At 70.1% G+C, this 23,468-nt stretch carries 17 protein-coding genes; 9 read left to right on the top strand and 8 right to left on the bottom strand.

Annotated elements, in window-relative coordinates:
* Positions 1 to 359: 359 nt before the first annotated feature.
* A complete protein-coding gene (locus tag ACNPQM_RS24435; RefSeq protein WP_358861920.1) occupies positions 360 to 2,312 on the top strand; it encodes a DUF2264 domain-containing protein in 1,953 nt (650 codons plus the stop codon).
* A 137-nt stretch (positions 2,313 to 2,449) separates the two neighbouring features.
* On the opposite strand, the gene ACNPQM_RS24430 is transcribed toward ACNPQM_RS24435, so the two are convergent.
* From ACNPQM_RS24430 to ACNPQM_RS24405, 6 genes are all read right to left on the bottom strand, one after another.
* Positions 2,450 to 3,169, bottom strand: coding sequence for a hypothetical protein (locus ACNPQM_RS24430; protein WP_418085728.1), 720 nt, complete (start codon positions 3,167 to 3,169; stop codon positions 2,450 to 2,452).
* A 234-nt stretch (positions 3,170 to 3,403) separates the two neighbouring features.
* Positions 3,404 to 4,018, bottom strand: coding sequence for a GAF domain-containing protein (locus tag ACNPQM_RS24425; protein WP_418085727.1), 615 nt, complete (start codon positions 4,016 to 4,018; stop codon positions 3,404 to 3,406).
* Positions 4,015 to 4,665, bottom strand: coding sequence for a GTP-binding protein (locus ACNPQM_RS24420; RefSeq protein ID WP_418085726.1), 651 nt, complete (start codon positions 4,663 to 4,665; stop codon positions 4,015 to 4,017). Before ACNPQM_RS24420 ends, ACNPQM_RS24425 begins: the two co-directional genes overlap by 4 nt.
* The gene (locus ACNPQM_RS24415; RefSeq protein WP_358861917.1) at positions 4,643 to 5,014 is read right to left on the bottom strand and encodes a DUF742 domain-containing protein; all 372 of its coding nucleotides are present in this window, start codon (positions 5,012 to 5,014) and stop codon (positions 4,643 to 4,645) included. Before ACNPQM_RS24415 ends, ACNPQM_RS24420 begins: the two co-directional genes overlap by 23 nt.
* Positions 5,015 to 5,016: 2 nt before the next feature.
* Positions 5,017 to 5,451, bottom strand: coding sequence for a roadblock/LC7 domain-containing protein (locus tag ACNPQM_RS24410; RefSeq protein WP_358861916.1), 435 nt, complete (start codon positions 5,449 to 5,451; stop codon positions 5,017 to 5,019).
* A gap of 7 nt (positions 5,452 to 5,458) precedes the next feature.
* Positions 5,459 to 7,330, bottom strand: a complete 1,872-nt coding sequence (locus ACNPQM_RS24405; protein WP_418085725.1) for an ATP-binding protein — start codon at positions 7,328 to 7,330, stop codon at positions 5,459 to 5,461.
* Between the two features lie 607 nt (positions 7,331 to 7,937).
* Between ACNPQM_RS24405 and ACNPQM_RS24400 the strand changes: the two genes are divergently transcribed.
* The 4 genes from ACNPQM_RS24400 (at position 7,938) to ACNPQM_RS24385 (ending at position 13,914) form a co-directional block, all read left to right on the top strand.
* Positions 7,938 to 9,578 carry an alpha/beta hydrolase gene (locus ACNPQM_RS24400; protein WP_418085724.1) on the top strand — a complete coding sequence of 547 codons (1,641 nt, stop codon included), beginning with the start codon at positions 7,938 to 7,940 and terminating at the stop codon, positions 9,576 to 9,578.
* A 498-nt stretch (positions 9,579 to 10,076) separates the two neighbouring features.
* On the top strand, positions 10,077 to 13,193 hold the full coding sequence (locus ACNPQM_RS24395) for a DNRLRE domain-containing protein (RefSeq protein WP_418085723.1): 3,117 nt from the start codon (positions 10,077 to 10,079) through the stop codon (positions 13,191 to 13,193).
* Positions 13,190 to 13,621 (top strand): hypothetical protein, encoded by a 432-nt coding sequence (locus ACNPQM_RS24390; RefSeq protein WP_418085722.1) that lies wholly within the window; start codon positions 13,190 to 13,192, stop codon positions 13,619 to 13,621. Before ACNPQM_RS24395 ends, ACNPQM_RS24390 begins: the two co-directional genes overlap by 4 nt.
* A gap of 56 nt (positions 13,622 to 13,677) precedes the next feature.
* Positions 13,678 to 13,914, top strand: a complete 237-nt coding sequence (locus ACNPQM_RS24385; RefSeq protein WP_418085721.1) for a hypothetical protein — start codon at positions 13,678 to 13,680, stop codon at positions 13,912 to 13,914.
* A gap of 129 nt (positions 13,915 to 14,043) precedes the next feature.
* On the opposite strand, the gene ACNPQM_RS24380 is transcribed toward ACNPQM_RS24385, so the two are convergent.
* Both ACNPQM_RS24380 and ACNPQM_RS24375 read right to left on the bottom strand, forming a co-directional pair.
* Entirely contained in the window at positions 14,044 to 15,288 is a 1,245-nt protein-coding gene (locus ACNPQM_RS24380) for an MBL fold metallo-hydrolase (protein WP_358861913.1), read from the bottom strand.
* 103 nt (positions 15,289 to 15,391) lie between these two features.
* Positions 15,392 to 15,832, bottom strand: coding sequence for a PPOX class F420-dependent oxidoreductase (locus ACNPQM_RS24375; RefSeq protein ID WP_358861912.1), 441 nt, complete (start codon positions 15,830 to 15,832; stop codon positions 15,392 to 15,394).
* 157 nt (positions 15,833 to 15,989) lie between these two features.
* Between ACNPQM_RS24375 and ACNPQM_RS24370 the strand changes: the two genes are divergently transcribed.
* From ACNPQM_RS24370 to ACNPQM_RS24355, 4 genes are all read left to right on the top strand, one after another.
* Positions 15,990 to 16,553 (top strand): carboxymuconolactone decarboxylase family protein, encoded by a 564-nt coding sequence (locus ACNPQM_RS24370; protein ID WP_358861911.1) that lies wholly within the window; start codon positions 15,990 to 15,992, stop codon positions 16,551 to 16,553.
* Positions 16,554 to 16,671: 118 nt separating this feature from the next.
* The gene (locus tag ACNPQM_RS24365; RefSeq protein WP_418085720.1) at positions 16,672 to 18,300 is read left to right on the top strand and encodes a thiamine pyrophosphate-binding protein; all 1,629 of its coding nucleotides are present in this window, start codon (positions 16,672 to 16,674) and stop codon (positions 18,298 to 18,300) included.
* On the top strand, positions 18,297 to 19,520 hold the full coding sequence (locus ACNPQM_RS24360) for a Glu/Leu/Phe/Val dehydrogenase dimerization domain-containing protein (RefSeq protein ID WP_418085719.1): 1,224 nt from the start codon (positions 18,297 to 18,299) through the stop codon (positions 19,518 to 19,520). Before ACNPQM_RS24365 ends, ACNPQM_RS24360 begins: the two co-directional genes overlap by 4 nt.
* Before the next feature lie 159 nt (positions 19,521 to 19,679).
* Positions 19,680 to 23,408, top strand: coding sequence for a S8 family serine peptidase (locus tag ACNPQM_RS24355; RefSeq protein ID WP_418085718.1), 3,729 nt, complete (start codon positions 19,680 to 19,682; stop codon positions 23,406 to 23,408).
* Positions 23,409 to 23,468 lie beyond the last annotated feature (60 nt).

The raw sequence follows: 23,468 nt of genomic DNA, 5'->3' as shown, positions 1-23,468 counted from the left end.
GTCCGGTGCGTGCGATCGCAAGGCGGAGGGTCGCCCCGATACCGGTCGTATCGGGGCGAGCCCGACAACACGGCGAGCGTGCGTGCCGGACGCCGCCCGGCAGACGGGACTTTCGAAACACGCCCTAAGGGCTGTCCCGTAATCCCTGGCGGGCGCACGACGACAGCTGCGGCACCTCGCTGCATTGTCGAAACACCCGAATACGACCAGTATGAGGACGCCCCTCCGCCTTGCGATGCACCGCATCTGACGCCGCGCGCTGATCCACCAGGGATTACGGGACAGCCCTTAGCCGCGCTCAACCTGCCCAAACCGCCCGTAGAACCGTCGACCCTGACGGACTGAGGAGCACAACCCGCATGACCCCGCCCTTCCTGCACCTCCCCCCGACCGACCGGCTGCTCTCCTCACGGACCGGCTGGACGCGCGCGCACTGGGAGGCCTCGGCCGACCGGATGCTCGACGCGCTCGTCCCGTACGCCACACCGGGCTTCGCGCAATACCGGCTACCCGGCCGGGCCAGTTGGTCGGGCGTGGTGTCGGACGGGCTCGAAGGATACGCACGCTCCTTCCTGATGGCAGCCTTCCGTATCGCCGGAGCCCGGGGGGACGTCGATCCGAAACTGATCGAACGCTACGCGCAGGGTCTGGCAACGGGCACGGACCCGGCCTCCACCGAGGCCTGGCCCAGGCTCACCGACTGCTCGCAGCAGATGGTCGAGGCCGCCTCGATCGCCGTCGGTCTGCATGAGACCCGCCCCTGGATATGGGACAAGCTGGACACCCGGGTCCAGGAGCGGGTCGTCGACTGGTTCTCCGGCTTCGTCGGCGGCCGCACCTGGGACAACAACTGGCGACTCTTCCAGGTGGTGTCCGAGCAGTTCCTCGCCTCGGTGGGCGCCCCCTACAGCCGCTCCGACATCGAGAGCAATCTGGACAGGATCGAGGACTGGTACGTCGGGGACGGGTGGTACACGGACGGGGACGGCCGAAACTTCGACTACTACATCGGCTGGGCCATGCATCTCTATCCGCTGCTCTGGTCGCGGATAGCGGGCCCGGACGACGACGGCGGCAGAACCGAGGTCTACCGGCAGCGGCTCTCCCGGTTCCTGCAGGACTATCCGCATTTCTTCGGCTCCGACGGTGCGCCGGTCCACCAGGGGCGCTCGCTGACGTACCGGTTCGCGGCGCTCGCACCGGTCTGGATGGGAGCGCTGGCCGAGTGCACGCCGCTCGCACCCGGACTCACACGCCGGCTCGCATCGGGCACCCTGCGGCACTTCGTGGAGCGCGGCGTCCCGGACGAGCGGGGCCTGCTGACCCTCGGCTGGTACGACACGTTCCTGCCGAGCACCCAGCCGTACTCCGGTCCCGCTTCCCCGTACTGGGCGAGCAAGGGCTTCCTCGGGCTGCTGCTCCCGGCAGACCACCCGGTGTGGACGGAGCGGGAACTCCCGCTCCCCGTCGAGGAGTCCGACCAGTACACCGCGCTGCCCGCACCGGGATGGCTGCTGCACGCCACACGGCACGACGGCATCGTCCGGCTGATCAACCACGGCAGCGACCACAACCCGCCCGCCGCCACCGGCGACACCACGGACGTGGACACAGACGCGGACACGGGCGAGGAGGACCCGCACTACGCGAAGCTCGCCTATTCGACAGCGACCGCGCCCGAGTCCGCGCCGCACGCCATGGCACGCGCCGTCGACGGCCATCTGGCGCTCCTCGCCCCGGACGGCACCCCGTCACGACGGCGCAGGATCCATCCGGTGCGCTGTGAGGACCGCGTCGCCTCGTCCTGGTACGCGGCCCGGCTGCCCCGCGACGATCGCACGTACCGGATCGAAACCACGAGTGTGCTGCACGGCCCGTGGGAGATCCGGGTGCACCGGGTCGAGGCGCCGGAGGGTGCGGTGGTGCGGGAGGGCGGTCACGCGGTCGCGCACACCGAGCGGCCGTTCTCCTCGTCGGGACCCGGCTGGGCGCTGACGCGCACCGCCGACGGTCTGACCAGTGCCGTGGTCGCCCTGTACGGCTGGGACACCACGGCGGGCGCGGCGCCCGAGGAGGCAGCGGAAGGGGCCGGCGTCGCACGGGACGTGCAGTCCAACGCGTACGGGCCGCACTCCGCGATCCCGTATCTCCGGAGCGAACGGCATCCGGGCGGGCAGAGCATCCATGTCTCGCTGGTCGCGCTGTCCCGCGACACCATCCATCCGCGGGCGCTGCGTGAATCGGTGGCGGTACAGGCCGACGCGGAGTCGGTGCTGCTGACCTTCCTGGACGGCACGACGGTCGAGGTCTGAGCGCGGGCTTCCAGGCACGGGCGGCGGCTCGCACACGTACGAGTGCCCCTCCCGGCACGAGGCACCGGCGGCGCGACGAACCGTGTCGTCAGGGTGCCTGCCTGTCCCCCGACACTTGGGCGGGGGACAGTTGCCGGTCAGGAGTCGTGCAGCCAGATGCGAAGTGTGCCCAGTGTGTCGAATCCGCCGGCCTGTGCGTGCGCGAGATCGTCCCCGTGTTCGTATCCGACGAGGGGAAGACCGGGGTAATGGGCGGCGACCGCGGCGATCGCTGATGACCAGATGGCCGCAACGTCGCTGCTGTTGACGGCGAAGAGGTTGGAGAGGCCGATCAGCCCCGTGCTGCGGTTCAGGATGACACCGCCGGAGAGGCCTTCGCCGTCGTGGACGCCGAGCACCATCACAGCCGGATCGTCCAGTAGCGCTGGTCGGAAGACGTCCGGGGTTCCGTCACCGCCGTGCCAAGCGGCCTGCCAGTCGCGAAGCTGGGCTGCCGTGGAGACCCGCTCGGTGCGCAGGGCCGACGTTGCTGGTGCCGGGAGTTCCGCTGGGCGGTGGATCCACTGGGCATCGAAGAGTTCGACGAAGCCGCTGGAGGTGAGGTCGAGCGTGGCGAAACTGTCCTTGATCGAGCACCCGGGGGCCGTGGTGTCAATCTCAGCAAGAAAGTCGGCCGGCACCGCGTCGTGGCGCAGAGTGACGGCGTCGGGGTAGTACGGCGGCGTGCGGCGGGAACTCCACCAGGCCGTCTGGCCGAAGGTCCCCGCGATGCCGTGGGACCGACAGACCGAAGCACACCAGTCGGCATTGTTTCGGGCTGCGGCGGCCTGGATGGAGGTCATCTCGATTGAGGTCACCCGACAGGGTGACACTCCTGAGGGCCGATCGCACGTCAGTTTCCCGCTTGGCTCGATCGGTTGTCGTCAGTGGCCTCGAGGGCGGCGGAGGGGCCGGGCTTGGGGGACGGGTTTGCGGTTGGCCGGGTATGGCCTTTCCCGGCCGGGATTCCCAGGTGCCGTCGCGCGTCGCGCAGGGTGCCGGGGCTCAAGTGCAGGTCTGCGCGGCGTCCGGGGCCGGGCCATGCGGAATCATCAGCGGCTCCCTCTGTTTTCCGTTCCGAAGTTCCCCAAGGCCTTGTCCTCCCGTCGGTGGATGTGGCCGATGAGTTCCTGCGCCAGGGACTTGATGATGTCGAGACCGGCCCGCCCCCAGGGGCGGGGCACGGTGTCGACGGCGCAGACCGCCCCCAGCACGATGCCCGTACGGTCGATGAGCGGAGCCCCGAGATAGGAACGGATGCCTATGTCGTCGACGACCGGATTGCCGGCGAATCTCGGGTAGTCGCAGACGTCGTCCAGGACGAGCGCCTTCCGCCGTGCGACGACGTGCGGACAGTAGCCGTGATCGAGGGCCACATACCGCCCGCCACGGCCACTGCCCGCGGCCATGGCGCCCAGGTCGGAACCGGTGTGCGTGCCGGCCGGCGTGTGCAGTCCGGCGAAGAACTGCCGGTTCCCGTCGATGAAGTTGACCATCGAGAAAGGAACATCGGTCATTTCGGCCACCTTGTCTGCGAACACATCGAAGCTGTCGAACGATCCACCGGCCGGTTCCCCGAGTCCGAGCGTTTGCAGCCGCTGGGCTCGGACGGGGGCATCGCGGTCGACGGGGGTCAGCAGCGGCCGGCCGTTGGTGCGTCCGTTCACGGGTGGGCTCCGAGGGTGGAGAGCGGGGCGGGGTCGGAGGTGGCGTTGATCAGATGCTGGACCATTGTGATCAGCGCTCCGGTACCCGAGTTCGCGATCCTGGCGTCGCAGAGGACGATCGGCACCTCGGGCGGAAGGTCGAGCGCGGCCCGTACCTCGTCGGGGCCGTAGCGGTAGGCGCCGTCGAACTCGTTGATCGCGACGATGAATCCGATGCCTCGCCGCTCGAAGAAGTCGACTGCAGGGAAGCACTCCTCGAGCCGCCGGGTGTCGGCGAGCACGACCGCTCCCAGCGCGCCCCGGGAGAGCTCGTCCCACATGAACCAGAAGCGCTCCTGGCCCGGGGTGCCGAACAGATAGAGCACGTGCTGCTCGTCGAGGGTGATGCGGCCGAAGTCCATGGCGACCGTCGTGGCGGTCTTCGACTCGATACCCTCCAGGCTGTCGGTCGCCGCACTGACCTGGGTCAGCAGCTCCTCCGTGCTCAGCGGTGCGATCTCGCTGACGGCGCCCACGAACGTCGTCTTGCCGACGCCGAAGCCGCCCGCCACCAGCACCTTGAGCGCGACGGGGAAGCACTCGGGGCCCCCGGGAGCGTCCCCTCCGCCCAAGGTGCCGAAGCCGTCAGAGCTGTCGTCGTAAGCCATCGAGCACTGCCTCCAGCAGAGATCGGTCGGTGGGCATGTCATGGAAGGCGGGCGGATGCGCGGTGACTGCGCCGCAGTCGACCAGATCGGAGACGAGCACCTTGGTGACGACTGCGGGCAGCCGCAGATGCGCGGCGATCTCGGCCACCGAAGTGGGTCCCCCGCACAGCCCGAGCGCCACGGAGTGCTCGGGGCCGAGATGCGTCTGCGGATCGGTGCCGGTGGCCCGCACGAGGGAGAGCAGATCGAGCACGGCGGTCGGACGGGTACGGCCGTTGCTCACGGTGTACGGACGGATGAGCCGGCCCGCGGCGTCGTCGAGCAACGGCCCGTCCTGCGCGGCCGGCACGCTCACAGCCCCGTGAAGCTCGGCGCCCCGGCCGCTTGCCTGGCCGGGGTCGTCAGATACGGCCGGACGCTCTTGACCAGCATCGTCATCTCGTAGCCGAGCACCGCGGCATCTGCCTCGCGTCCGGCGAGGACAGCGAGACAGGTGCCGGAACCGGCGGTGGAGACGAAGAGCAGCGTCGAGTCGAGCTCCACCACCACCTGCCGGACCTCCCCGTTGTCCCCGAAGCGCGCCCCGGCGCTGCGGCCGAGGGAGTACAGACCGGCGGCCAGCGCCGCCATGTGGTCGGCGCTGTCCGCGTCCATGCCGTGGAGGGACTTCACCAGCCCGTCGGCGGAGAGCAGGACCGCGCTGCGCGTGTACGGCACACGCTGTACCAGCCCGCTCAGCAGCCAGTCGAGGTCGGCGACCTGGCCGGACGGCATATCGGTCGTCATGGTGCATCTACTCCTTCAAGGTATTCGTTTCGAGGGGGTCCGGTTCGGGAGGGAGCGGGGAGGTGGTCGCGGTGCTTCCGCGGACGGGCAGCGGTTCGAGGGGCCGCCGGGCCGGTGGCCCGGCCATGTCGACGGCGACGACCGGGGGTTGTGCGGTATCGGCGTCCGCTTCGCTCCGGGCGTCGGCGAGCTCGATGCCCCGCCGGAATGACGCCATCAGCCCCGGGTCGTGCAAAGGAGGCTCTTCGTCCTCGGCACGGGGGGCGGGGGCTTCGCGCAGCTGCGGGACCAGGTGTTCCTGGTGGGCACGCCTGGGGAGTTGGGGCCGGCCCATGGTGCCACGCACGGTTCCGGGCTCCGGCGAGAGGGCCGGACGCGCGTCGTCCGGGCGCTGGATGCCGGGTCGGGCTTCGACCGTGGGCCAGGTGACGCGCTCCGCGCGCAGCGGCAGCGGTGGCCCCTCGCCCTGCCTTCGCGGCTGCTGGGACGCTTGGTGGAGGCGGAGCGGCTGACTGGGCACCTGGGTCTGCCGGTTCGGGGCCGGGCTCAGTTTCCGCTGGTGCGCCGTGGCGTCCTGGGCGGGCGGCCGGTGTACGGGGCCGGGCGGCGGGACCGGGACGGCGTCGGCCGTGGTGGGTGCCTCGGTGTCGGCGCCGAGCAGGGACTGCGGGAGCACCAGTACGGCCTGGGTGCCGCCGTAGATGTTGCTCTGCAGCCGGACGGCGATGCCATGTCTGCGGGCCAGCGATGCGACGACGAAGAGCCCGATCCGGCCGTCCTGGAGCAGATGGGCGACGTTGACCTGGTCGGGGTCTGCGAGCAGGGCGTTCATCCGCTTCTGCTCGTTGCCCGGCATGCCGAGTCCCCGGTCCTCGACCTCCAGGGCCAGTCCCGCGGTGACGTGCTGGGCTCGCAGCAGCACCTGGGTGTGCGGGGCGGAGAACACGGTGGCGTTCTCGACGAGTTCGGCCAGCAGATGGATCACATCGGCCACGGCGTGACCACGCAGGGTGCCGTCGATCGGCGGCACCAGTTTGACCCGCGGATACTGCTCGACCTCGGCGATCGCGGAGCGCAGCACCTCGGTCATGGTGACCGGGTTGCTCCACTGGCGCCGGGAGACGGCCCCGCCGAGGACGGCGAGGTTCTCGGCGTGCCTGCGGATGCGGGTGGCGAGGTGGTCGACCTGGAAAAGGCCCTTGAGGAGATCGGGGTCCTCGACCTCGTGCTCCAGTTCGTCGAGCAGCTGGATCTCCCGGTGGACGAGGGACTGGAGGCGGCGGGCGAGATTGACGAAGACCTCGACCCGCTGTTCCTCGCCGGAGTTGTTGCTGAGTTGTGCTGCCTGGACGACGGCGGCGACGGCCCCCTCGTGCGAACGCCCCATTTCCTGGGCGAGCAGGTCGAAGGCGTCACTGCCGGGGGCGACAGGCCGCGGGGGGCGCCGCGCGGGCGCCGGTTCTCCATTGCGGAGCTTCTCCACCAGCCGCTGCAGGTCGGCCTGGCCCTGGACACCGGCACGGCGCAGGGCCAGGCAACGGCCGAGGATGGTGGTCGTGACCCGGTTGGCGCCGAGGAATGCGGCGACCACGGCGGCGAGGGCCAGCGCCCCGGACCCTCCCAGCACAGTCCACAGTTGGATGGTCGGGCGGGCACCGGTGGAACGGATGGTGAAAATGACGGCTGCGGCACCGCTCAGCATCACGGCGATGGCCGGGAGCAGGGCGGTACGCAGAATCGGGGGGCACAGGCGGGCGTCAGGAGACGGCTGTGCGGCGCGCGGCCTGGCCGCGGCCGAGTGGGCACGGGCACCCGGCCGGCCGTGCCGCGCGCCCTCTCGGCGTTCCGGTCGCGCTTCAGGTGCGCGAAGTTGAGACATCAGCGTCCTCGGTACATGGGGCACCAGGAATCGGCGTTCATGCGGTGGCACCTACGGTCGTCGGTCAGGCTCGGGTCAGCGCTCGGCCATGCTCGAACGATATGAGCCCAGCGTTGATCACCGGCCACACACAGTAGTCACCAATCGGGCTCCTGCGACGGGCAGTTGTCAAACTTGCCCACCATCCATCCCGCTCTGGTATGAGCTCTCGCACAAGAGACCGATAACGCCGCATTGATAGCGGCAGCCCGGCAGCCGGACCACCGGGCGAGTTCGTAGCTCTCAGTGAGACGGAACGACAGGTCCAGTTCGATGGTCCGCGTGGGCAGGTCGAGGCGGAAGGCGCGCAAGTCCGGGAGTTCCCCAGGGGTCCCGCGGTTTCGGCGACCCGTGTCCCGCCCCCAACCGACGTGCACCATCAGGCGTTGACACTGCTCCAGCTCCGCCATCGGTCAGCCCGCCGCACGGCGTGTACCGCATGAACCCGGCACAGGTGACAGAGCACCGCGGTACGCAAGGGCACCCGGCCCGACGCCTTGCGCGCGATCTTTACCGCCCCCTCAAGTACTGCCATGCTGACCGGGTTTGAGAAATCGAAGGAGGTTCCTTGTCTCGCATATCAGTTCTGGCGGCGGCACTCACCAGCGCTTTCGCCCTCATTTCCGGCAGCGCCGTCACGGCGTCGGCCGCACCCGCGATGCCCTCCGGAGCAACGACCCCCGCGACCGCGCCGGCCACCACCGGGCAGCAGGTCGCCCCGGTGGTCTGGACGCCCTGCAACCCGGACCCGTCCAAGCCCGACCCCAAGATCTACGACTGTGCCGTGTACCCGGTGCCACTGGACTATGCGAACCCGTCAGGCGAGAAGGTCGGCATCGCCATGATGCGGCGGCGGGCCGGCGATCCTGCAAAGCGCATCGGTTCGCTGTTCCTCAACCCCGGCGGTCCGGGCGGCAGTGGTTACCTGTGGGCCACCACGACCCGGTTCGAGCCCCGCGTCATGCAGCACTTCGACCTGATCGGCTTCGATCCCCGCGGCGTGGCCCGGAGCAACCCGCTGCAGTGCTTCAAGACCGACGAGGAGGCCGACGCGGTCTTCGATCGAATCACCGGAGTGCCCGTCACGCCGGCCGAGGTGGACGGCACGCTCGCGGCCACCAAGGACTACACCGACGCGTGCGCCCGTAACGCGGGTGCGCTCATCCAGCACATGTCCACCATCAATGTGGTGCGCGACCTCGACCGCATGCGTCAGGCCGTCGGCGACGCCCAGCTCAACTTCGCCGGGTTCTCCTACGGCACGTTGATCGGCGCCACCTACGCCAACATGTACCCGGACAAGGTGCGCGCCCTCGTCATCGACGGTAACGTCGACCCGCAGCTGCGCCTGCACAACGGCCTGGAGTACGACCGGCAGCGCGCCGGCGGCTTCGAACTCTCCCTGGACGAGTTCCTCGAGCGCTGCAAGACCGCCGGTGCGCCGCGCTGTGCGTTCGCCGACGGCGACACCCGCGCCAAGTTCGACGCGATCCGCGACCGCCTTCGCACCAGCCCGGTGACCCTGCCGAGCGGTTCGCAGGTCACCCTGAGCAGTTTCACCAGCCAGGTCGCCGACGCCCTGTACGCGCAGACCCGACTGGCACCGCTGGCCCGCTCGTTGCAGGCACTGCACGAGGCGATCAACCCGCAGCAGGGCTTCCGCTCGGGGGCAGGGACGGTATCCACGGACGAGGCGGACCGGCTGACCAAGGTTGTCCCGGCGGCGCTGCGTGAGGCCCCCGCCGACTCCCCGTACAGCGCCGACGACTCCTACTACGGCGTCAACTGCCAGGACAAGCCGTACCCGACGAACCCCAAGGTGTTTGCGAACCTGGCCCGCCCCTGGGAGCATGACGCCCCCACCTTCGGCCGGTACCAGGTCTACGACGCGCCCGCATGCGCGACCTGGCCGTCGCCCGCACGTGCCGCTGAGCAGTACCCCGGCCCGTGGAACAAGCAGACCGCCAACCCGGTCATGGTCATCGGCAACACCTTCGACCCTGCCACCCAGTACAAGTTCTCCCAGAACATGCAGCGGGAGCTCGGCAACGCCGTGCTGGTCACGGTCGACGTGATCGAGCACTGCGCGGTCGGCCGGAGCAAGGCCCTCAACGGGCTGGTGACCTCCTACCTGGTGGACCAGGTCACGCCGAAGTCCGGCCAGGTCCTCAAGCCGGACCTCGACCCGTTCCCGGTGCCGGGCGCCTGACATATCGTCTGATAACTGCAAGCACGTACATCACCGCGGGCGCGATGGCGGCCAACCGCCAGTCACCGCGCCCGCGGCCCTCCTCCGGTGATCCGAAGGCGGCCACTGGGCAGGATCGGGGCTCTGCCTCACTCCGGGCTTCACGGACTTGCCTCTTCAATCGTTCCTCACCAATGTGCGTGAGTGAGTCCTGGATCCGCTGCCGCGTACTGGGCGCATTCCGAACGGTGTTGGCGCACTGGGTTGCCGCTTTCGCTTCCCGCTCGGCGGCACGCTTCCAGGGGCATCGCCCGATCGGGATACCGGCGGCATCGTGAGTCGGCCGGCTGGGCAGCACCAGAACCCACTGCCCCTTCCATCATGATCAACATCACAACGGAAGGAGAGTCTTTGATTCCCTTTTGCGCACCCTGTGAGTTGATCATGAAACCGCTGACCCTCCTATCATCGGTCAACCATTGCCAAAACATGGCGATGGCTTGACCATTTGAGGGAAAAGTGCGAAGACGATTTACGGCAACGACGACCACGTCGCTGTCGCTGTGCTTGGCGCTCGCCGTCCAGTCGGCCGCGGTGGCCCTGGCCGACGAGGGAACGAACAGGGCTGACGGAACACAGTCGGCCGCGGGTCTGCGTGACCGGATCACCGAGGCGCCGAACGAGAGGGCAGCCAGGCTGGTCGCGGTCCTGCAGGGGCAGCGGGTCGAGGTGCTCTCCGCCCGCACGGAGGACTCGACGACGTGGGCGAACCCCGACGGGACGACGACCACGGACGTCGCCTCAGGGACGATCCGCGTCAAGGAGAACGGGCAGTGGCACAGGATCGACACCGACCTCGTCGACTCCGGCAGCAGGCTCGAGCCGAAGACTGCGGTCGCCGACGTGCAGCTGTCGGACGGCGGTACCGGGGACTTCGCCCAAGTCAGCCACGGGGAGCAGGCGTTCGGGCTGGACTGGGGCACTGGCCTGCCGGCCCCGGTGATCGACGGGGACACCGCCGTCTACCGTTCCGTCGCGCCGAACGGCGATCTTCATGTAACGGCGCTGCCACACGGGTTCACCGAGTCGCTGATCCTCAAGGAGCGTCCGGTCGAACCGGTGGAGCTCAGGCTCCCGGTGACGCTCAAGGGCATGAAGCTGGAGAAGACCGCCCAGCGGCACCTGCGGCTCGAGGACGCGGGCGGCAAGCTCGTTGCCAGCGCCCCGGCACCCCGGATGTGGGGCACGGGCACGGACCCGCGCTCGGGCGATCCGGCAAAGAGTGCCGAGATAGCCACCACCGTCGAGGAGACAGCCGAGGGCACGGTCCTGGTGCTCAAGCCGAGCCAGGAATTCCTCGACGACCCGGCGGTGACCTACCCGGTCACCATCGACCCGACCACTACGCTGGCCGCCTCGACCGACACCTGGGTCGCCACCAACTACCCTGACTCGCAGCGGGGTTCGGCGGAGCTGAAGGCCGGCACCTACGACGCGGGCACCACCAAGGCGCGCTCCTACGTGAAGTTCGACGTCGCCAAGTACGCCGGCAAGCACATACTCAGTGCCGAATTGCGGCTGCACTCGTATTGGTCCTCCACCTGCGCCACGGACGGTTCCGGAGTCGAGGTCCGCCGGATAACGGGCAGTTGGGACCCCAGCGCGGTGACCTGGGGCGCCCAGCCCGCCACCACGACGACCGGCTCCGTCGTCTCCAAGGCCGCCTACGGCTACAGCGCGTCCTGCCCGGCGAACTTCATGCGCTGGAACGTCAAGGACATCGCCCAGTCCTGGGCGAACGGCGAGACCAACAACGGCCTGCAGATCAGGGCCGTGGACGAGCTGGACTCCAAGAGCTGGCGCCGGTTCCGCTCGGCCAACTACGTCGACGGCGCCCAGGGGCCGACCGAGCCGGCCCTGTCGGTCACCTACAACACCAAGCCGGGCGCGGCGAGTCCGGTGAGCCCGGCCGCCGACACCGTCACCGCCGACACCACGCCCACGCTCCAGGCGAAGGCCACGGACGCCGACGGCAACACCGTGCGGTTCAGCTTCGAGGTGTGGAACTCCGCCGGCACCAGCAAGGTGGCCTCCGGCACCTCGGCCTACGTCGCATCCGGCACCGCGGGCAGCTGGACGGCTCCCGCCCTGGCCGCCGGCGCCTACAAGTGGCGGGTCAACGTCTACGACGGCACCGACTGGAACAGCACCTGGTCCGCTTGGCGCAACCTGACCGTGGATACCTCCGTCCCGGCCCCGCCCACGGTCACCTCGACGACGTACCCGGCCGACGGACTGTGGCACGGGGACACAGGCACTGCAGGAACGTTCATGCTCGCCGATCCCGCGGGCAAGGGGACTGCTGCCGAGTACCGTCTCGACGAGGGCGCGGCGCAGACGACGACCCTCGCCACCGGGAAAGCGACGCTCACGCTGACGCCCGCGACGCGCGGCACGCACACACTGACTGCGCGGGTGAAGAACGCTGCCGGCACCTGGTCGGACTGGGCCGAGCACACCTTCCGGGTCGGCAACATCACCGGAACACTGTCGGTTCCGTTCGTCAACGAGATCGCCGAGACCCACTTCGCTGACCTTCTGCACTCCGCCGATGGGCTGGAGGAAACCGACGAACTGGACGAGGAGATCGCGGACGAGGACGACACCCCGGCCGGCTATGTCGAGCAGGAGGACCCGGAGAAGACGGAGACTGAGGACTCCGCGGTCCAGACGGCCACGACGGAACTGCCCGCGTCCTCCGATGGCGCACTCACCGGCAACAGCGCCGACGGCGCGTCCCAGACGCTGATCGACCTTCCGGTGGCCTCCTCGGCGACCGCCGAGCTGAGCGAGACAGGTCTGGTGATCTACGCCGGCACCCAGAAGGATGCCGACACCATCGCCGTGCGAGGCAGCGCCAGCCAGGTCGAGCTCTTCCACCTGCTGCGCAGCGCCGGCGCGCCGAAGACCTTCACCTACAAGGTCGTCCTGCAGCCGGGCCAGGAGATGTCGGCCGTCTCCGACAACACGCTGATGATCTCCGACGGGAACAGTGACCTGGTCACGTTCCTCAGCGCGCCGGTCGCGGTCGACGCCAAGGGCGCCACGGTCCCCGTCACCATGAAGGCGAACGGATCGGACGTCGACGTCTCCCTTGCCCCAGCGGCTGGTCAGACCCTCGCCTACCCGGTGCTGCTCGACCCGAGCGGCTCCAGCTACACGGTGACGCCCGCCGAGCGCAGCTACTGCTTCTGGAACCCGTACGACTGCTCCAAGGCACGTGACCAGGCGGAAATCGCTCTCAAGTACGCCAAGGATCTCTACCCCGACAAGACCCTCTTCCAGGGCACCGGCGACGCCTTCCGGCACTGCTACTGGAACGCCCTGATGGAGGTCTTCGTCGACCACGAGACGGCGTACGAGGTGGCGACCCGCCACGAATCCGAGTCCCGGGGCGTCGACAAGGAGATGGACCTCAAGAACAACAAGAAGGGGCGCGAAATCGGCCGCTACTACAAGGCCCGCTACTCCAAGGCCGAGTCGTACAAGAAAACCCGGAGTTCGTGCAAGAGCCATGTCTCGACGGGCAAGCTCTGGATCATCAAGAGCGGTCGTCTGGTAAGGAGCAACGCATGACGACCGTGTTCCACCGCCGAGTCGTGCCGGTGCTGCTGCTCGGCCAGGTCGCGTACGTCGCCCTGCTGGAGGTGGCGTTCACTTTGGTGCCCGACACCGCGGACATCGACCACACCGATCCCAGCACCTCATCCGCCGTACTGTACGCGCTGCTGGTCGCTGTGGCCCTCCCGGCCATGATCGGCGGAGCCGCCCTGCTGGGATCGGCACGGGTCAGGGAGAGGACACCTCGTGCGCTGCGCGTGGGCTGGCTCATCCTGCTCGGACTCGGTGAGTTGGCCATCGCCGTGATGTTCCTGAGAACGGTCGCCACCGGGGCCTCGGGCCCGGACACCCTGATCGGCGTGCTGGCAAGCGTGGCGAGTTGCGCAGTCGCATGGTCGTGTCTGACCGAAACGGGCGCGGTGCTGCGACGCACTCCGGCCTGAGCCGGGTCGGGCGGAGCCTGCACAGGCTCCGCCCGACCTGCTTGCCCTCAGCGAACGTGGCCGATGCGATCTCGGGACAGGCACCCGCCGCGATACGGCCGCACGGGGCGGCCGCCTGGGTCAACGTCGCGGACCCCGGCGATATCGTCGCGATCCCCCAGCCTCTCACCGAGCGCTTCAACAAGGTGACCACCGATGTCCGAACGGGGATCGGCGCCTTCCCCTTCCACAAGGCGGCCGGCTACCTCGCGAACCGCGAGACGGCCGATGCCGTGACCCGCTGCATGGGCTGATCGAACACGGATGCCGGGCCGGAACGTCGTCCCCTGCCATCGCGGCCCGCCGCCTTTGCTCTGCAGTCGGGCCGCTCCATAAGACCGACCGGCACATGGGAGGCGGCGTCGAGTCGCCCTCCGTAGCGATCAGCGTTCGCCGGCCAGGTCGAGATCACCCTGGAGGGTGTCGGGCGAGGGCACGTCCACGGGCTTCGGACGGCGCCAGGGGTGGGCGATCGGCGGGGAGACCGCGCGCCACCACCGATCGACCGGCAGAACGCCAGCGGGCTCGAAGGGCTCACCCGGGCACGGGACCGCGACCGGCTGGCCGGCCTCCTCGGCCGCGTCCATCGTCCACTCCCCCGGCTCCGCCCAGGGATGGAGCGCGAGGTTGAAGGTGCCCCAGTGGATCGGCAGCAGCACACCGTGCGGCTTCGATCCCTGCAGGTCAAAGTGCGCCTGCACCCCCTGCGCAGGCGTCATGTGAATGTCCGGCCACGCGCCCGGCAGCGGCGTATGGTCCGTGTGGTTCTTGGGCCAGTACTCGGAGTAGGCGCCGATCTGGATCATCGTCGCGTCGAACGGGCCGTGCTCGGCGCCGATGTCCTTGAAACCGGGGAAATAGCCGGTGTCCCCGCTGTGGTAGATCCGGTGCTCCGGGCCCGCGACGGCCCAGGACGCCCAGAGGGTGTGCTGCTGGTTACGCAGGCCGCGCCCGCAGAAGTGCCGGGCGGGGGTCGCGGTCAGGCTGATCCCCGCGATGTGCGTGGTCTCGTTCCAGTCGAGCTCGCGCATCCGGTCGGCGGACACGCCCCAGCGCTCCAGGTGGGCCCCGACGCCGAGCGGCACGGCGAAGACTGTGTCCGAATCCGCCAGGGACTGGATCGTCGGCAGGTCGAGGTGGTCGTAGTGGTCATGGGAGATGACGACCGCGTCGACCGGGCCGAGCGCGGCGAGCGGCAGAGGAACGGGGTGCAGCCGTTTGGGCCCGGCAAACGCGAAGGGCGAGCATCGCTCACCCCACACCGGGTCGAAGAGGATCCGGCGGCCGTCGATCTCGGCCAGCACGCTCGAATGACCCATCCAGGTGAGCCGCAGCCCCGTGGCGGGCGGCGCGGCGAGGTCGGCGAGCGTGGTGGCGTGGACGGGTACCGTGCCCGTCGGCGTCCTGCGGGCCCGCTCCTCCTTGCCGAAGAAGACCTTCGCGAACTCCAGCATGGAGCCGGACGGCCTGCTCCGCGCTCCCATGGGGTTCTGGAAGACGCCGTCGGCGAAGTTGGGTGAGCGCCGGATGCGCTCCATGCGGTCGCCGTCAGGGTCGGCGCCGAATGCGGCAGGTCGCAGCGTACGGTGCCGGGTGCGAAGCGGGTGCAGGGAGTCAGCGCCGGTCACAACATCTCCTGAGGGAGTCGGTGTCGTTTCAGTGTCAGCAGGGGGTACGACGGTGCGAGCAGGGGACGGCCAGGGGAATGAATGACGGCCGGACCTCGCTGCCTCAGCCACGCGGCTGCCCGTACACATGCTCCACGTGCAGTCGCAGGACGATCCGCCGGTCGCGGACCATGGCACTGCGGTAGTCGTCCCAGTCGGGGTGCTCGCCCTGCACGTCGCGGTAGAGCCTGATCAGCTCCTCCACGGTCGCGTCGTGCGGATCGGCGGCGACCGGCGACAGCTCGGCGGTCCCGTCCGCGACCGTCCAGGCCCAGCGGTCCTTGCTGGTGACGTGGTAGCTCGCCCTGGGATCGCGCCGGAGGTTCCGCGTCTTCGCCCTGTCCTCGGTGATCGAGACGCGGATGATGCGCTCCTCGGGGTAGTAGAAGTGATTGACATTGGACAGCTGGGGCCGGCCTTCCCGCTTCAGCGTCACGAGCACCCCGCCGTCCTCCTCGGTGATCAGCCGGAGGAGCGCGTCCTGCTCTGCATCGAATCCCGTCATGCCGGAACCAACGTCCGTACCCGTCGCAGGATTCCTCGATCCGCCGCTCTGCGATGTCACATCCGGCAGCCCCCGGCCGTCGCATCCGTGACCGCAGCCGCCGGCGCCCCCTGGGGAGCGCGCGGCGGGCTCGGAGCCGAACCGAAGGAGACCCGTCATGACCGCCCGAATCTCGCTCGACCCGCCCCGCAGCCTCCTCTTCCGCGCCGTGTCGTGGTATTCGAACCGTACGTACGGGAAGGTCATCGATCCCGTTCGGGCCGCTGCCCACCACACCAAGGTGCTGTGGGCCGAGCTCCGCTTCGAGCTGGCCGTGGGCCGGTGGAAGGCACTGGACCCGCAGCTCAAGGCCCTTGCGGTGATGACGTCCGCGGCGACCGTGGGCTGCAGCTGGTGCATGGACTTCGGCTACTGGGAGCACCACCGGCACGGGATGGACCCCCGCAAACTGCGCGAGGTGCCGGTGTGGCGGGAGAGCGAAGCGTACACACCGCTGGAGCGTGACGTCATGGAGTACGCAGAGGCGATGAGCCTCACCCCGCCGGAGGTCACGGACGAGTTGGTGGACCGGCTCAAAATCGCGCTCGGTGAGAAGGCCCTGGTGGAGCTGACGACCATGGTCGCCGTGGAGAACATGCGCTCGCGGACGAACTCCGCACTGGGTCTGACCAGCCAGGGCTTCAAGGACCAGTGCGAGGTGCCGAGCCCCGCCGCCCCCTGACGGTCGCACTTCCGCCACTGAACACCGATTCAGCAAAGATCGGATTGACAGGGGCGCTCCCGGCTCTCGATACTGACTGGCGATTCAGTAAATCGACCTGTGAGTGGCGGGAGGCGGCGTGTCCGAGCAGCCGAGGCCGACCTCGTTGACCGGTGGCGAAGCCGTGGTTCGAGCATTGGCGGAGCACGGTGTGACGCAGGCGTTCGGGATTCCGGGAACGCACAACCTGGAGATCTACCGGCATCTGGACCCGTACGGCATCGCACATGTCACCCCGCGCCACGAGCAGGGCGCGGGGTACGCCGCCGATGCGTACGCGCGGGTCACCGGACGCCCCGGTGTGGCGATCACCACCACCGGTCCGGCGCTGCTGAACATCGCGGCGGCGGTCGGGCAGGCGTACTCGGACAGCGTGCCGCTGCTGGTCGTCTCGCCCGGCATGCCGCTGCGTCACCCGCGCCAGTCGACCGGTCTGCTGCACGAGATGCGCAGCCAGACCGAGGCCCTGCGGGGGGTCTCGGCTTTCAGCCACCGGGTGTCGACGGTCGAGGAGATCTTCTCTGCAGTGGCGCGCGCCTTCACACTGTTCCGCACCGGGCGCCCGCGCCCGGCCCACATCGAGGTGCCGCTCGATCTGCTGGAGACGATGGAACCGGCGGGTCCGGTTCGGCTCGCCCCGCCGACTCCCGCGACCTGCCCGTCCGGGCCCGCGCTGCGGGACGCGGCGCAGGCGCTGCGGTCGGCCCGGCAGCCCGCACTGGTCCTCGGCGGCGGTGCCAGGAACGCCACGGCGCAGTGCCTGACGCTGGCCGAGGAGCTGGGTGCGCCGGTGGTCACCACCGCCAACGGCAAGGGGATCGTCGACGAGACGCACCCGCTGTCGCTCGGGGTGTCGCTGCACAGCCCGTCCGTACAGCAGTGGCTGGCCGGATGCGATGCGGTGCTGGCCGTGGGCACCGAACTGGCCGAGTCCGATCTCTGGTCCGCGCCGCCGGTGCTGCGCGCCACCCTGATCCGGATCGATGTCGACCCGGATCAGATGTACGCGGGACTGCCCGCGCAGCTGCCGCTCGTCGGCGACGCCCGCACCACCTTGGAAGCCCTGCGGCAGCAACTCGCCTCGACCCACGGCGCACCGGCCTCCGGGGCTCCGGACCGGGCCGGTTCCGTACGGGCGCTGCGCGCCGGGCGGGACGCGGAGACCGCGGAGCGCGATGCCCGCTGGCTGCCGTATCTGCAGGCCGTACGAACCGTCCTGGACGCGGACGCGATCCTGACCTCGGACAGTGCGCAGTGCTGCTACTACGGCGCGATCCCGCATCTGCCGGTGGGTCCGGCGGGGCGCTATCTCCATCCGACCGGCTTCGGCACGCTCGGCTATGCCCTGCCCGCCGCGATCGGCGCGAAGACCGCGTATCCCGCCCGCCAGGTGGTGGCGCTGAGCGGTGACGGCGGGCTGCAGTTCTCCGTTCAGGAGCTCGCCACCGCCGCCCAGTTGCGACTGCCGCTGCCCGTCGTGGTGTTCGACAACGGCGGTTACGGCGAGATCCGCGACGAAATGGCGGCGCGCGGCGACACCCCCACGGCGGTCGATCTGCCGTCTGTCGACCTCCCGGCGCTGGCCCGCGCGTACGGCGGCCACGGTGTCCACGCCGATTCACCCGAGGCGCTCACCCGCGCCCTGTCCGGGGCCCTGACCACCCCTGGGCCCACCCTGATCACCGTGACCGAGGAGACCCCCCGATGACAACGCAGACGACGCCCTCGTCCCCGACCGCCCCGCCGGCTCCGCTGATCTCGCTGACCTGGACGGACCATGTCACCGGACGCCAGGGCCATCTGGTCGTCGACCGGCTGGTGCGCGGTGTGTCCAGCGGCGGGCTGCGGATGCGGGAGGGCTGCACGCTCGACGAGGTGGCCGGACTCGCCCGTGGTATGACGATGAAGGAAGCTCTGCACTTCGACGCCGACAACGCACAGGCCCGCTACATACCGCTCGGCGGTGCCAAGGGCGGCATCGACTGCGACCCGCGGGCCCCGGAGGCGTACGGGGTACTGGTGCGCTATCTGCGGGCCGTGCGCCCGTACATCGAGAACATCTGGACGACCGGTGAGGATCTCGGGCTGACGCAGGACCTCGTCGACCGGGCGGCCGCCGAGGCCGGGCTCGTCTCCTCGGTCCAGGCCGTCTATCCGCTGCTCGACGACGAGGCGGCGGCGCGGCAGCGGCTCGCCGACGCGTTCGCCGTCGAGGTGGACGGCATCGGGCTCGACGAGCTGGTCGGCGGCTGCGGGGTCGCCGAGTCGGTGCTCGCCGCGCTGGACCGGGCGGGCGTGGCCTATCCGGAGGCGCGCGTGTCCGTCCAAGGGCTCGGCACGATGGGCGGGGCGACGGCGCGGTTCCTGGCGCGGGCAGGGCTGAAGGTCGTCGCCGTCGCGGACATCAAGGGCACCATCGCCAACCCGGCGGGCCTCGACGTCGAGGCGCTGCTCACCGCCCGCGACGCGTACGGAACGGTGGACCGCGGTGCGCTGCGGGAAGGGGACCGCGAGCTGCCCGCCGACGCCTGGCTGGCCCAGGAGGCGGAGGTGCTCGTCCCGGCAGCGGTCTCGTACGCCATCGACGCCGCGAACCAGGCTCTGATCACTGCCCGTTGGGTGGTCGAGGCGGCGAACATGCCGGTGCTGCCGGAGGCGGAGGCGCTGCTCGCCGGGCGCGGGATCACCGTGCTGCCCGATGTGGTCGTCAACTCCGGTACGAACGCCTGGTGGTGGTGGACCCTGTTCGGCGACATCGGCGCCGACGCCGAGGAGGCGTTCGGGCACACCCGTCGCTCGATGCGCGCCCTGATCGACCGGATGCTGGCCCGCGCCGAGGCCGACGGCTCCACGCCCCGCGCGGCGGCCCATGCACTCGTCGCCGAACGACTGCCGGTGATGGCCGAACGGTTCGGCTGGTACCGGTGACCCTCCGCGAACCTTCTCTCAACTCCCGCTGATCCAAAGGGTTTACGGCGAATAGCTGCCATGGCAGCTTTCCGCCAGCACCGACCGCCCCCGCGCCGCCGTGCTCCTGACACTCTCGCCTCACCACCCCCTGGGAACACACGAGTTCACGAGGTGAGAATGAGACGGACCAGATGGGCGGCGGCCTGCGCCACGGCGCTCGCCGCCGCCCTTGCCGGTGGATCACTCCCTGCCGCCGCCGACAATGCCCCCGCCTTCGCCGACCCGGCCGCATCACCGGCCGCGGGCGGCGCGGCCCGCACCGTCACGCTGCTGACCGGCGACGTGGTGACGTACTCCGGCAGCGGGAGCGCCGTGCAGATCAGCTCGATCGTGCCGGGCTCCGGCCGCGAGGGCATGGGCTTCACGCGGTTCCGGGCGGACGGCCACGAGTACGCGGTGCCGATCGACGCCGTCGGACAGATCGCGCAGGGCCGCGTCGATCAGCGGCTGTTCGACGTGACCGAGCTGGTCGCCTCGGGCTACGCCGACAGCAGCACCGACACCCTGCGGGTCCTGGTCGGCGGCGACACACCGTCAGCCGCGAGCCCCGACGCGCCGAAGGGTGCCCGCGTCGCCGCGGCCTTTCGCACCGCACGCACCACGGCGCTGAGCGTGCCGAAGAAGTCGGCCGGCACCGTGTGGAAGCAGCTCGGCACGGCGTCAAGGGCCCGCAGCGAAGGCATCGGGAAGGTCTGGCTCGACGGCAGGGTACGGGCGACTCTCGACCGGTCCGTACCGCAGATCGGCGCGGACACGGCTCACCGCGCCGGAATCACCGGCAGGGGCACCAAGGTCGCGGTCCTCGACACCGGCTACGACCGCACCCACCCGGACCTGAAGAAGGCCGTCACCGCCTCGCAGGACTTCACCGAGGACGGCGACGTCCAGGACCTCCAGGGCCACGGCACCCATGTCTCCTCGATCATCGCCGGATCCGGTGCCGCATCCGGGGGCCGGTATGCGGGTGTCGCGCCGGGCGCAGAGCTCGTCGAGGGCAAGGTCCTCGGCAACGACGGCTACGGCTACGACTCCTGGATCCTCGCCGGCATGCAGTGGGCCGTGGACCAGGACGCCCGGATCGTCAACATGAGCCTCGGATCGAACCGGGCCTCCGACGGCACCGACCCGCTCTCCGCCGCGGTCGACCGGCTCTCCGCCGAGCACGGCACGCTCTTCGTGATCGCCGCGGGCAACAGCGGCGACCGTACGATCAGCGCGCCGGGCGCCGCCGATTCCGCACTGACGGTCGGCTCGGTCACCAAGTCCGGTGAGATGTCCGCGTTCTCCTCACGCGGACCGCGCCAGGGCAGGCCCGCGGTCAAGCCGGAGATCTCTGCACCGGGCAGCGCCATCGTGGCCGCCCGCGCAGCCGGCACGCTGGACGACGCGGCCGTCACCGAGCAGTACGCCTCGCTCTCCGGTACGTCGATGGCCAGCCCGCATGTCGCGGGAGCCGCGGCCCTGCTGGCCCAGCGCCACCCTGACTGGACGGGGGCTCAGCTGAAGTCCGCGCTGGTCGGCAGCGCCGCCCCGGTGGCGGGTGCGACGGTGAACGACACGGGGGCCGGTCTCACCGACGTACCGGCCGCACTGGACACCACGGTGGTCGCCGAACCCACCGCGCTGGCCGCCCACGCCACGTACCCGAACGCCTCTGCCGCACCGCAGAGCCACGACGTGACCTGGACGAACACCACGGACAAGCCCGTGAAGCTGCGGCTGTCCGCCGGGCCCGGCCGGGCGATCCGGGTGGGCGCGGAGACCGTGACCGTGCCCGCCCGGTCGTCCGCGGTCACGGAGGTCGTCCTCGATCCGTCACAGGTCGAGGCGGGAACGACGTACAGCGGAGCGGTCACCGCAACCTGGCCGGGGCGCGGCAGGGCGACGGTGCCCGTCTCCGTGGAGGCCGATCCGGAAACGTACACCCTCACCCTGACCGGCCCCGCACCGCGCGAAGGCGCCGAGCGCAGCTCGACGGGCGCGGTCCTGCAGAACGAGAAGACGGGCGCATCCCAGCTGATCGGGCTGGACGGCACCAAGCCGAGGACGGTGACGGTGCCGCGCGGCAGCTACCGCGTCCTGGGGCACACCTGGGAGTACGACACCGTGGGCAACACGGTCGTCGGGACCGCGGCGATCCATTTCGCCCACCGGGTGACGCTCGATCGGAACAGCACTCTCGCACTGGACACCAAGGGCGCAGAGCCCGTCAGGATCGGTGTCGACGACGGGTCCGCCCGGGTGTCGCTGCAGTCGGCCACCGGGATCGCGTCACGGGTCGGTTCCGGCACGGATGCCGCGGACACCGGGCTGGTCGCACCGAGCTCCGCCGGCCAGTACCGCGTGGAGGCGGTGCCCTCCACGGGCGGGACGCTGGACGGGCTCACCTTCTTCGGCGAGCTGAGCTGGCAGCAGCGGGAGGTCGACGCGCATGAGCCCGGCTCCTCGGCCGACGCGCTGAGGCTGCTGCTCTCCCAGTACAGCATCTACAGCTGGCTGGGTACGGCCACCGGCGAGGTCGTCGACATCGGCACCGGGGTGGACACCGACCCGGCGGCCATGGACCTCAAGGGCAAGATCGTCCTGTGGACACCGGCCACCAGCCAGACCGCGTTCAACAACGCGCTCTACCAGAAGCTGACGGACGCGGGCACGGCCGCCATCGTGTACGTCGGCTACGGACTCTCGGTCTACAAGCCGACACCGGTGCTCAGGCTGGACACGGCCAGTGTGCCCGCCCTGCGGGCACGGCTGGCCGCAGGGCCGCTGACGCTGACGCTCGACGGCATCAGCACCTCGGCGGACGCCTACTTCCTGCACCACTCGGTCGACGGCAGGGTCCCGGCGGGCGCCGACTGGTTCGACCGGCGGTCGGATCTGGCCAGGGTGACGACGGTGCAGCGCACGCACGGCTACCCGAGCGACCCCAAGGGCATGTACGCCTGGACGACATGGCACGGGCTGACGCTCAACCAGCAGTCCACCCGCTATCGGCCGCCGTCGGAGCAGACGCTCTACTACAGCCCGGACGTCGCGTGGACGACGGCGACCTTCCACTACCAGTACGACGTCTCCGACTTCGTCTACCCGTTGGGGACGCTCGTCGGCCCGGCCACCGTGTACCGCGCGGGCGGTGACTACCGGGACGACTGGATGTCCGCGCCCTTCAACCCGGCGCTCGGCGAACAGGCCGGGGCGGCGCAGATCACCCGGGACGGCGACAAGCTGAATGTGGCGCTTCCGGTGTTCTCGGACGCGGCCGGGCACCGTGCCGAGACGGCGCCGGGGGCGGACACCGGCAGCACGGTCCTGGCGGACGACGACGGGAAGGTGCTGGCCCGTAACGATGCACCGGGCCGCGCCACATTCGACCTGCCGCGCAAGGACGACTGGTACCGGCTGACGGTCGACGCCACCCGCACATCACCGGATCCGGTCACGTGGATGCTCGGCACCCGGATCACCAGCGAGTGGCGGTTCCGCTCCGGTCACGAGAAGTCGGCTGCCGCGGCCCGGCTGCTCGACCTCGACTACCGGCTGCCGCTGACCGGCGAGAACGCGGCCGATGCCGGGAAGCCGCTCGATTACACGGTCGGACTGACCGCGCAGGGCAGTCAGCGGGCGCTTGCCATCGCTTCGTTGAAGGTCTGGTACGCGACGGACGGCACCGACTGGAAGCAGGCCGAGGCGGCGCGAACGGCCGACGGCAGGTGGAAGGTGACGGTGCCCGCGGTGGGCACCGCGAAGGTCGACCTGCGCACCGCCGTCACGGACACCTCGGGTGCCTCGCTGACGGAGACCCTGATCGACGCGTACAACTCCGGCTGCGCCGATATCTGGTGCTGACCGGGGCCGAAGCCCCCAGGTGACAGGTGGTGAGAGGGGGCGGGGCCGCATGCGGCCCCG

Origin of the sequence: Streptomyces sp. NPDC056231 (genome assembly GCF_048270745.1) — a bacterium.
In the GTDB taxonomy this organism is placed as follows: domain Bacteria; phylum Actinomycetota; class Actinomycetes; order Streptomycetales; family Streptomycetaceae; genus Streptomyces.
Note: the sequence above shows the minus strand (reverse complement) of the source record. Positions and strands in the feature narration are given on the sequence as shown.

Coding starts and splice junctions, on each gene's coding strand:
- ACNPQM_RS24435 (WP_358861920.1), top strand. CDS start 360: ATGACCCCGCCCTTCCTGCACCTCCCCCCGACCGACCGGCTGCTCTCC.
- ACNPQM_RS24420 (WP_418085726.1), bottom strand. CDS start 4,665: ATGGCTTACGACGACAGCTCTGACGGCTTCGGCACCTTGGGCGGAGGG.
- ACNPQM_RS24410 (WP_358861916.1), bottom strand. CDS start 5,451: ATGACGACCGATATGCCGTCCGGCCAGGTCGCCGACCTCGACTGGCTG.
- ACNPQM_RS24405 (WP_418085725.1), bottom strand. CDS start 7,330: ATGTCTCAACTTCGCGCACCTGAAGCGCGACCGGAACGCCGAGAGGGC.
- ACNPQM_RS24390 (WP_418085722.1), top strand. CDS start 13,190: ATGACGACCGTGTTCCACCGCCGAGTCGTGCCGGTGCTGCTGCTCGGC.
- ACNPQM_RS24375 (WP_358861912.1), bottom strand. CDS start 15,832: ATGACGGGATTCGATGCAGAGCAGGACGCGCTCCTCCGGCTGATCACC.
- ACNPQM_RS24370 (WP_358861911.1), top strand. CDS start 15,990: ATGACCGCCCGAATCTCGCTCGACCCGCCCCGCAGCCTCCTCTTCCGC.
- ACNPQM_RS24360 (WP_418085719.1), top strand. CDS start 18,297: ATGACAACGCAGACGACGCCCTCGTCCCCGACCGCCCCGCCGGCTCCG.
- ACNPQM_RS24355 (WP_418085718.1), top strand. CDS start 19,680: ATGAGACGGACCAGATGGGCGGCGGCCTGCGCCACGGCGCTCGCCGCC.